At 71.5% G+C, this 10,060-nt stretch carries 9 protein-coding genes; 2 read left to right on the top strand and 7 right to left on the bottom strand.

What is annotated here, in order from left to right:
• Nucleotides 1-159 precede the first annotated feature (159 nt).
• Entirely contained in the window at nt 160-474 is a 315-nt protein-coding gene (locus DEJ29_RS08895; protein WP_111022856.1) for a hypothetical protein, read from the top strand.
• Nucleotides 475-639: 165 nt separating this feature from the next.
• Here DEJ29_RS08895 and DEJ29_RS08890 read toward each other — a convergent pair whose 3' ends face one another.
• Nucleotides 640-2,106 (bottom strand): peptide MFS transporter, encoded by a 1,467-nt coding sequence (locus DEJ29_RS08890; protein ID WP_181438098.1) that lies wholly within the window; start codon nt 2,104-2,106, stop codon nt 640-642.
• A gap of 198 nt (nt 2,107-2,304) precedes the next feature.
• Between DEJ29_RS08890 and DEJ29_RS08885 the strand changes: the two genes are divergently transcribed.
• Nucleotides 2,305-4,455 (top strand): acyl-CoA dehydrogenase family protein, encoded by a 2,151-nt coding sequence (locus DEJ29_RS08885; RefSeq protein ID WP_111093954.1) that lies wholly within the window; start codon nt 2,305-2,307, stop codon nt 4,453-4,455.
• A 91-nt stretch (nt 4,456-4,546) separates the two neighbouring features.
• Here the strand turns inward: DEJ29_RS08885 and csrA are convergent, their stop codons facing one another.
• From csrA to DEJ29_RS08855, 6 genes are read right to left on the bottom strand one after another with little or no spacing between them, the layout of a single operon-like run.
• Complete coding sequence (gene csrA / locus DEJ29_RS08880; protein WP_111093953.1) at nt 4,547-4,825, bottom strand: carbon storage regulator CsrA; 279 nt, start codon at nt 4,823-4,825, stop codon at nt 4,547-4,549.
• A 4-nt stretch (nt 4,826-4,829) separates the two neighbouring features.
• Nucleotides 4,830-5,795: a hypothetical protein gene (locus DEJ29_RS08875; RefSeq protein ID WP_146248272.1), complete on the bottom strand. Its 966-nt coding sequence runs from the start codon at nt 5,793-5,795 to the stop codon at nt 4,830-4,832.
• Nucleotides 5,770-7,824, bottom strand: coding sequence for a flagellar biosynthesis protein FlhA (locus tag DEJ29_RS08870; RefSeq protein ID WP_027465543.1), 2,055 nt, complete (start codon nt 7,822-7,824; stop codon nt 5,770-5,772). The genes DEJ29_RS08875 and DEJ29_RS08870 overlap by 26 nt, the downstream gene beginning before the upstream one ends.
• The gene (locus DEJ29_RS08865; RefSeq protein ID WP_111093951.1) at nt 7,821-9,014 is read right to left on the bottom strand and encodes an EscU/YscU/HrcU family type III secretion system export apparatus switch protein; all 1,194 of its coding nucleotides are present in this window, start codon (nt 9,012-9,014) and stop codon (nt 7,821-7,823) included. Before DEJ29_RS08865 ends, DEJ29_RS08870 begins: the two co-directional genes overlap by 4 nt.
• Before the next feature lie 4 nt (nt 9,015-9,018).
• Nucleotides 9,019-9,777 (bottom strand): flagellar biosynthetic protein FliR, encoded by a 759-nt coding sequence (locus DEJ29_RS08860; protein WP_111093950.1) that lies wholly within the window; start codon nt 9,775-9,777, stop codon nt 9,019-9,021.
• A complete protein-coding gene (locus DEJ29_RS08855; protein WP_017887433.1) occupies nt 9,777-10,052 on the bottom strand; it encodes a flagellar biosynthetic protein FliQ in 276 nt (91 codons plus the stop codon). The genes DEJ29_RS08860 and DEJ29_RS08855 overlap by 1 nt, the downstream gene beginning before the upstream one ends.
• Nucleotides 10,053-10,060 lie beyond the last annotated feature (8 nt).

Genomic DNA, 10,060 nt, shown 5'->3' with positions numbered 1-10,060 from the left:
GTCGCAACACCCCGCTCACCTCCGCGCGCTGGTCACGACGCGTCGCCTGGCGGCGCCGCAGCCGACAGTTCGTGACCACTCGACGCGCTGCAGGCGGGGTGTTCCGACCACCCGGCGGCCGGGCAGTCAGCGTGTCGACAGGTGCCGCACAGACGTTCCATGACCACTCGCCGCTACGGTGATGGCGTGTTCGGACGCCGCCGCTCCCCCAGTCCCCGCCCCGACGACGCTCCCGGTCTCGGCATCGGTGCCCTCGTGCAGGTCATCGACACCGATCGGGGTGGCGAGCAGTGGGCCGACGAGCCGATCGGGGTGATCGTGGCTCCCGGCGGGAGTCAGATCGGCGGGACACAGCGCACGTGGACCGTCGCCTTCGATGAGCCCGCGTACACGAAGGACGGCCGCGGCCCCTTCGAGCGCGCGACCGTCCTGAGTCGTCAGCTGGTGCCGGTCACGACCGACAGCGGCGAGTAGTCCGGGTCCGGACTCAGTACTCCTCGGAGCCGCTCTTCATCATGGCCGCGACGGCCATGCAGCACCCGACGCCACCGAGGACGCCGACGCCGATGATGATCCCTGCGATGAGTTCGAGCATGGGTGGTGACTCCTTGGTTGCGTCGGCGTGTGGCTCCGCTCAGGTTACCGGATGCCGCGCATGAGCCGCAGCACCGGCTTGGCCAGGAGCAGCAGGACCACGCCCACCACGACGGCGACCAGGCCGAGGATCGTGAAGTACGGGGCCTCGTCCGCCGGGTCGTAGTAGCGGGACAGCACCCCGGTGACGGCGGTGCCCAGCGACACCGACAGGAAGAACAGCGCGACCATCTGCGTCTGGAACTTCGGCGGCGCGAGCTTCGTGGCGACGGACTGGCCGACGGGCGAGAGCAGCAGCTCCGCGAGCGTGAAGACCAGCAGGATGCCGACGAGCGCCAGCAGCGGTGTGCCGTTCTCGCCCGAGCCAATGAACGGCAGGAAGAGCAGGAACGCGAGCCCCATGATCCCGGTGCCGAGGGCGAACTTCGTCGGGGTGGACGGCTGGCGGTCGCCGAGCTTGGTCCACAGCGCCGCGAAGACGCCGGACAGCACGATGATGAAGACCGGGTTGATCGACTGCACCCACGACACCGGCATCTCCCAGCCGAACAGTGAGCGGTCGAGGCGCTCGTCGGAGTAGACCGTCACGACGGTGAACTGCTGCTGGTAGAGCGACCAGAACACGGCACTGCCGATGAACAGCGGGATGAACGCGAAGACCCGCGACCGCTCGTCACGGGTGATGCCGCTCGACAGGATGACGACGAAGTAGCCGATGGTGGCCAGCACGACGACCGCCACCACGACGGTGGGCAGGTTGCCGACGTTGAGCAGGCCGGTCAGCACGGCGACGACGATGACGACGAGCGCGACGACGACGCCGGCTCCGATGAGCGGCAGACGCCGGCGGTCGACGGGGTTCGCCACGTGGCGGACGACCTCGGGCAGCTTCTTCCGCCGGATCGCGTACTGCACCAGGCCCGCCGCCATGCCGACGGCGGCGAGGCCGAAGCCCCAGTGGAAGCCGAGCGAGCTCTGCAGCAGCCCGGTGAGCAGCGGTCCGAAGAACGCCCCGAGGTTCACGCCGAGGTAGTAGAGCGAGAAGCCGGCGTCGCGGCGCGGGTCCTCGCGGCTGTAGAGGCCGCCGACGATCGTGGTGGCGGTGGCCTTGAGCCCGCCGGAGCCGAGCGCGATGAGCACGAGGCCGACCCCGACCCCGGCCACCCCGGGGATGAGCGCGAGAGCGATGTGCCCGAGCATCACGACGATCGCGCTGCCGAACAGGGTCCGGTCCGCACCGATCAGCCGGTCGGCGATCCACGCCCCGATGATCGTGAACAGGTAGACCGCGCCGCCGTAGGCACCCATGATGCCGGTGGCGATGCCCTTGTCGATCCCCAGGCCGCCCTGCGTGACCGTGTAGTACATGTAGATGAGGACGATGCCCTGCATCCCGTAGAACGAGAACCGCTCCCAGAGCTCCACGGCGAACGGTGTGGAGAGCTCGAACGGTTGCCCGAAGAAGGTGCGTCCGGGACGGCCTTCGCGGTCCGCGGGGGTGGTACGTGACATGGCGGCCAGTCTGCCCCTGGCGGGGTGGGCACGCCCAATCGTCGAACCTGGCTCATGTCTTTGGAGGGTTCCCACGACCTCGTGACGGCACCGGCGACACGGGGTTGTGCGGCCCGCACGGCGTTCCCGCGACTGTCGGCACCGGTGTCTAGCGTGGACGGTGCAACACGGACACCGCAGTTCAGGAGGACTCCGCCCATGGTCGACACCGCACCCGCCCAGCGCACCACCCCCGCCAGCGGCAGCGACACCGCGCCGGTCGTCGACGCGAAGAACGCCGCGCAGCACGCCGCGCCGAACGCCGACGCCGCCGGCGACCCGGCAGCGGGCACCCCGACCGCCGGCACGGACACCGACGTCCGCATCGACGTCGAGCTGGTGCAGGAGCTCCTGCTCGGACGCTGGGCCGAGGACCGCCGGATCTCCCGGCGGCTCGCGCTCGACCCCGCGATGCAGAAGATCGAGGGCCAGCCGATCCCCGAGCACCGGGCACGTGTGCTCGAGCAGCTCCGGACCCTGGTCGACGCCGGGGCGATCCAGCGTCCCTACCCCACCGAGTTCGGCGGCCAGGACAACCACGGCGGCAACCTGGCGGCGTTCGAGGAGCTCGTCGTCGCCGACCCGTCGATGCAGATCAAGGCCGGGGTGCAGTGGGGGCTGTTCGGGTCCGCCGTGCACCACCTGGGCACGGAGGCGAACCACCGCGAGTTCCTGCCGGGCATCGTCTCGTTCGAGGTCCCCGGCTGCTTCGCGATGACCGAGACCGGCCACGGCTCGGACGTCCAGAGCATCGCCACGACGGCCACGTACGACCCCGCGACCGAGGAGTTCGAGATCCACACGCCGTTCCGCGGTGCGTGGAAGGACTACATCGGCAACGCGGCCCTGCACGGGCACGCCGCCGTCGTGTTCGCGAAGCTCGTGACCGCCGGTGTCGACCACGGCGTGCACGCGTTCTACGTCCCGCTCCGCGACGCCGACGGGGCGTTCCTGCCCGGCGTCAGTGGTGAGGACGACGGCCCCAAGGGCGGACTGAACGGCATCGACAACGGCCGGCTCGCGTTCGACCACGTCCGGGTCCCCCGCACCAACCTGCTGAACCGCTACGGCGACGTCGCCGCGGACGGCGCCTACTCGTCGCCGATCGCCTCACCGGGCCGCCGGTTCTTCACGATGCTGGGCACCCTGGTGCAGGGCCGGGTGTCGCTCGACGGCGCCGCGGTCGTCGCCCAGAAGATCGCGCTGCAGATCGCCCTGACCTACGCGATGCAGCGTCGGCAGTTCCCCACCGGTGACGGCACCGAGGGCGTGCTGCTCGACTACGGCCGGCACCAACGCCGGCTCATCCCGCGCCTGGCGACGGTGTTCGCGCAGTCGTTCGCGCACGAGAAGCTCCTGCGCACCTTCGACGACGTCTTCAGCGGGCGCGAGGACACCCCGGAGCGCCGGGAGGACCTGGAGACCCAGGCCGCGGCGTTCAAGTCGATGTCGACCTGGTCGGCGCTCGACACCCTGCAGGAGGCCCGCGAGGCCTGCGGCGGTGCCGGGTTCCTCGCCGAGAACCGTCTGACCGGGCTCCGCGCCGACCTGGACGTCTACGTGACGTTCGAGGGCGACAACACCGTGCTGCTGCAGCTCGTCGGCAAGCGCCTGCTCACCGAGTTCCGCGCGAAGGCCCCGAAGGACCCGGCGTCCACCGCGAAGTTCGTGGCGGCCGTCGCGGCGTCGAAGCTGGCCGACGCGTCCGGCATCCGCCGCCTCGGCCAGACCGTGGCCGACCGCGGGTCCCTGGCCGCCAGCGTCGCCGACCTGCAGGACCCCCGCACGCAGCGCGAACTGCTCGCCGGTCGGGTCGACACCATGGTCGCCGAGATCGGCATGCGCCTCGCGTCGGCCGGCAAGGACCGCGCCCGCGCCGCCCGACTGCTGAACCGCTCGCAGCACGAGCTCATCGAGGCGTCGAAGGCGCACGCCGAGCTCATGCAGTGGGACGCCTTCACCGAGGCGCTCGACGAGGTCACCGAGGGCGACACCCGACGCGTGCTCGTCTGGCTGCGCGACCTGTTCGCGCTCGGCCTGCTCGAGCAGCACCTGGACTGGTACCTGCTGCACGGCCGGCTGTCGGCGCAGCGTGCCCGTGCGGTGTCGGCGTACATCGACCGGCTCGTCGCCCGGGTCCGGCCCATCGTGCCGCAGCTGATCGAGACCTTCGGGTACGAGCCCGGTCACGTCCGTGCGCCGATCGCGCTCGGTGCGGAGCAGGCCCGACAGGACGAGGCCCGCGCCTGGTTCGCCGCCGAGGCCGCCGCCGGCCGGCTGCCCGAACAGGAGAAGAAGCCCCGTCCGTGACGGACATGCAGCCCCGCGCGTGACGGACACACAGCCGCAGCCGTGATCGACGAGCAGCCGCGCCCGTGACGGGCGTGGCTGCGTAGGACGACTAGGAGTCGGTCGGTCCCGACGGAGTCGAGCCGTCCGCGGCAGCCCCGCCGCGAGCCCCGAGCGCCGCGCGCAGCTGGGCCTCGGCATCGTCACCGGCAGCGGCGGCCTCGGCGTTCGCCTCGGCGACCGCACGCACGACCTCTTCGCGCTGGATCTTCAAACCGCGCGGGGCGTCGATGCCGATCCGGACGCCGTCGCCCCGGGAGTCGAGCACCGTGATGACGATGTCGTCGCCGACGAGGATCCGCTCGCCGACCTTCCGCGTGAGTACCAGCACCCGTTCAGCCTAGCGACACGACGGGGAGCCCCAGCAGGTCCACCGACCCGGGCGTGGCGGTCTCACCAGCACCGATCGCCACGACGCCGACCACGGGCAGCCGCGAGGCCACCGCGGACACCATCGCGGCCGAGTCCGCGGGCTTCCGCCCCACGTCGACCACGACCCACACCTGGTCGGCCTGCAGCGCGTCGCCGGTCGCCCGGTCGTCCCACGCGGCGACGGCGAGCACCGCGTGACCGTCACGGACACCGTCGGCCCGCGCCAGGATCGCCGCACGGCGGTCGGCGGCGTCCGTCGGGCGGAGCGCGTGCCGCACCGCGAAGAGTCCGGCGGCGGCGTCGACGTCGTTCGGCCGCCCGACCAGGAGCACCAGGTCACCGTCCGCGGACCGTACGGCGGGCGCGGTGGACCGGGCCACCGGAGCAGGCGAGGGCGCGTCGAGGACGCGGGACGGGCCTCCCGACCGGGGCTCGACGACCGGCTGCGCGACGGCCACCGTCTGCGTGTCGACCACCGTCTGCGCGTCGGCGGCGGCCTGGAGGCGCGGGTCGACCCCGGCGGGCACGTCCGGCTCGGCCGGCGCGCGCGTCGGGCGCGGGGCGCTCGGCGTGATCCCGTCCGCCTGGAACCCGTCGAGCACCGACGCGAAGGCGTCGGCCCGCGTCGTCGCGGTGCCGTCGGTGCCGGCGATGCGGGCCTCGGCCGCCTCGGCGTCGGCGAGCAGCGCGGCGATGCCGACGCGCTGCACGGGCGAGTCGGCGATGATCACCCGGGCGGTGGGCTGGTCCCCCGGTTCCGGCACCTCGACGGTGGCCTCGACGTGCGCCTTGCGGAACAGCCCGCCGAAGCCGGGCGTGGTCACGCGTTCGGCCGCGACGATCCGTGCACCCGCGCCGAACTCGATCCGGACCGCGTCGCGGACCGACTCGAGCGTGGCGCCGCTACGCTGCAATCGGGTCGGCGGCACGGACCACTCCCACGGTCTCGATGGTGGAGCCCGCGGCGGTGGCCTCCTGGTACGACAGCACCGGGAGCCCGTTCGACTGGGCGGCGACCATGCGGTGCACGGCCGGGCGGAGCTGCGGGGCGCAGACCAGGACGGCGGAGAGCCCCTGGTCCTCCACGGAGCGCACGGCGTCGCGGACGGACCCCAGGACCTGCTCGATGCGGTGCGCGTCCAGCACGATCTGGCTGCCCTGCTCGGACGGCCGGAGCCCCTCGAGCATCGACTGCTCGAGCATCGGGTCGATCATGATGACGCGCAGGGTGCCGGCGTCGGTGTGCCGGGCGGCGAGGGCCGGGCCGAGGGCTGCACGGGCTGATTCGACGAGCCCCTCGGGGTCGGTCGACACCTTGGCGCGGAGCGTGAGGGCCTCGCAGATCCGGCCGAGGTCGTTGATCGGCACACGCTCGGCGAGCAGGCCCTGCAGCACCCGCTGCAGTTCGGCCATCGAGAGCATGCCGGGGACGAGCTCCTCGACCGCGGCGGGGTTGACCTGCTTGACGCCCTCGGTCAGGACCTTGACGTCCTCGCGGGTGAGCAGGCGCGCGGCGTTGTCGCCGATGACCGCCTGCAGGTGGGTGACGAGCACGGAGACCCGGTCGATCACGGTCGCGCCGGTCATCTCGGCGGCGTGGCGCAGTTCGGCGGGCACCCACTTGCCGGTCAGGCCGAACACCGGCTCGACGGTCGAGGTGCCGGGCAGGCCGTCCAGGTGGTCGCCGAGCGCCAGGACGCTGCGGGCGGGCGCGGTGCCCCGACCGGCCTCGACCCCGGCGATCCGGATGGCGTACGTCGACGGCGGCAGGTCGATCGAGTCGCGGGTGCGGACCGGCGGGACGACGATGCCCATGTCGATCGCGATCTTGCGGCGGAGGGCACGCACCCGGCCGAGCAGGTCGTCGGAGGCGCCGGAGACCATGTCGACCAGGTCGGGGGCGAGCAGGATCTCGAGGGCGTGCACGCGCATCTGCTCGAGCAGGTCCTCCGGGGTGTCGCCGGTCGGCGCCGCGGCCGCGAGTGCCTGCTGCTGGGCGGCGTCGGCCTCGGCCCGGGCGGCGTTCCGGCCGATGCGCCAGCCCGTGAAGAGCAGGGTCGCGCCGACGAGCAGGAACGGCAGGATCGGCATGCCGGGGATGAAGCCCATCGCGATCGCGGCGACGCCGGCGATCATCAGGGCGTTCCGCGACTGCGACAGCTGGGTCGCGGCCGAGGACCCCATCTCGGACTCGGCGCCGGACCGGGTGACGATCATGCCCGTCGACACCGCCATCAACAACGCCGGGATCTGCGTGACCAGGCCGTCGCCGATCGTCAGGATGCCGTACTTCGACAGGGCGTCGGTGGCGGACAGTCCATTCTGCAGCATGCCGATGGCGATGCCACCGATCAGGTTGATGATGATGATCAGGATGCCGGCGATCGCATCGCCCTTGACGAACTTCGACGCACCGTCCATCGCGCCGTAGAAGTCGGCCTCGGCGGACACCGCGGCACGGCGCTCCTTGGCTTCCTGGTCGGTGATCAGCCCGGCGTTCAGGTCGGCGTCGATCGCCATCTGCTTGCCCGGCATCGCGTCGAGGGTGAAGCGTGCCCCGACCTCGGCGACGCGCTCGGCACCCTTCGTCACCACGACGAACTGGATGACGATGAGGATGAGGAAGATGACCGCGCCGATGATGATCGACCCGGAGACGGCGACGTGGCCGAACGCCTGGATGACGTCACCGGCGAAGCCCTCGCCGAGCACCAGCCGGGTGGACGCCACGTTGAGGCCTAGTCGGAACAGCGTCGCGACGAGCAGCAGGGACGGGAACACCGAGAAGTCGAGCGGCTTCTTCACGAACAGCGTCGTGAGCAGGATCACCAGCGCCAGCAGGATGTTGATGATGATCAGGAAGTCGAGCAGGAACGACGGCACCGGCAGGATCAGCAGCAGGATGATGCCGACGATGAACACCGGGACGACGAGCTTCGGCAGGTCCTTGCGGTTCATGCGGGGAGTCCTTCGGTCTGGTTCTCTGCGGTGCGCCGTGTGCGGAGCTTGCGGGGGCGGAGGTCACCGATCAGGGTGGCGGGGTCGATGACGCTCGCGACCTCGTCCGGGGTGGTCGGCCGTGGCGGCGCGTGCGTGCCGGCCGCGGTGCCACGGGCCTTGAGCGCCATCACGAAGGACAGGACGCGGGCCACCGGCGTGTACAGGTCGACGGGGATCTCGTGCCCGAGCTCGCACGCGGCGTGCAGCGCCCGGGTGAGCGGGACGTCGCGGACGATCGGCACCCGCTCCTCCTCGGCACGTGCGCGGATGACGTCGGCGACCGGGCCGGCCCCCTTCGCCACCACCCGGGGCGCGGACTTCCCCGGCTCGTACTTGATCGCGACGGCGTAGTGGGTCGGGTTCGTCATCACGACGTCCGCGGTGCCGATGGCCTGGATCATCCGGTTGCGGCTCATCGCGAGCTGACGGGAGCGTCGCTGCGACTTCACCAGCGGGTCGCCGTCGCTCCGCTTGTTCTCGTCCTTGACCTCGCGCTTGGTCATCATCGTGCGCTTCCGGTTGCGGCGGATCACCACGAACACGTCGAGGGCTGCGAGGACGAGTCCGGCGACGATCGCGGCGCGCAGCAGGGTGCCGGACCCGGCGGCGGCGGCCTCGAGCACGGCCGACAGCGGCAGCGAGCCGCTCGTCATCAGGACCGGCATGAGCCCCTGCACCGCGAACCACAGGACGAGCCCGACGACGGCGGTCTTGAGCAGCGCCTTCGCGCCGTTCCAGAGCGCCTGGGTGCCGAACACGCGCTTCAGTCCGGCGATCGGATCGAAGTGGTCGGGCTGCGGCGTCATCTTGCGGAAGTGCACCCCGCCCTGGGTGACGGCGGCGGCGAGCACCGCGACCGCGACGACCGCGAGCATCGGGCCGAGGGTCGCACCCATCGACCCGAGGGCGTCGGCGAGCAGGGCCTGCACGGCACCGAGCTCGGGGTCCTCGATGACGCGCTGCACGGCGAGGAGCTGGTCCTGTCCGGCAGCCGCGGCGTTGCCGATCGCGGCCGGGGTCATGAGGGCCGCGACGGCGATCCCGATCCACGCGCCGAGGTCCTGCGAGCGGCCGATCTGGCCCTTCTCGTGGACCTCGCGCATCCGCTGCTGGGTTGCCTGTTCGGAACGTTCTCCGCTGTCGGACACGTCGTCACCCCCGTCCCGTGATGGCCTCGACGGCATCGCCGGTCAGCGACGACACCACCGAGGGCAGGGCCATGAAGAGCGCGCCGGCGAACAGGACGGTCAGGCCGATCTTGATCGGGAAGCCCATCTGGAACGCGTTGAGCGCCGGTGCCACGCGGGTCAGCAGCCCGAGGCCGACGTCGGCCAGGAACAGCACGACGACGAGCGGTCCGGCGATCTGCAGGGTGGCGAGGAACATCTGCGACATCGCCGTCACGAGCATCGACGCGAGCCCGTCGACCGCGAAGGCACCGGTGAGCGGCACGGCGTCGAACGACCGCACCAGACCGCCGACGATGAGCTGGTAGCCGCCCGAGGTGAAGAGCAGCGCGAGCGCGGTCATCTGGAACAGGCGGGTGAACTGGGCGCCGTTGACCTGGGACTGCGGGTCGAACGCCTGCGCGAGCGTGAACCCGCCGAACAGGTCGATGAGCGCACCCGCCGACTGCGCGGCGGCGAACACCAGGAACACCAGGAACCCGAGGGACAGCCCGACGACGAGCTGGGTGAGCAGGGCGAGCAGGAACGGCCCCGTGTCGAGCGACTCGTAGCCGACGGCGACACGCGGGGCGACGCCGATGGCGAGCCCCAGCCCGAGGATCACCTTGACCGTGCCGGGGAACGCCCGGTACGAGAACGGCGGCGCGATGACGAAGAACGCGACGAGCCGGACGCCGGCGAGCATGGTCGCCTCCAGACGGTCGGCGTCGATGCTGAGCTCCATCAACCGGCCCCGAGCAGCTTCGGGATCATGTCGAAGGCGACGTGCGTGAACGCGATCATCTCCGAGATCATCCAGTTACCGCAGACCACCAGGGCGATCGCGACGGCGACGGCCTTCGGCACGAACGAGAGCGTGACCTCCTGGATCTGCGTCACCGACTGGAACAGCGAGATCGCGAAGCCGACGACGAGCGAGGTGACGAGCACCGGGGCGGCGAGCTTGCCGGACACCAGGAGCGCCTGGAGCACGAGGTCGATGACGGCCTGCTGGTTCATGCGTGCCC

This window comes from Curtobacterium sp. MCPF17_021 (assembly GCF_003234605.2).
Lineage (GTDB): Bacteria > Actinomycetota > Actinomycetes > Actinomycetales > Microbacteriaceae > Curtobacterium > Curtobacterium flaccumfaciens.
The sequence above is the reverse complement of the archived record's forward strand: the minus strand, read 5'-3'. Positions and strand labels throughout refer to the sequence as shown.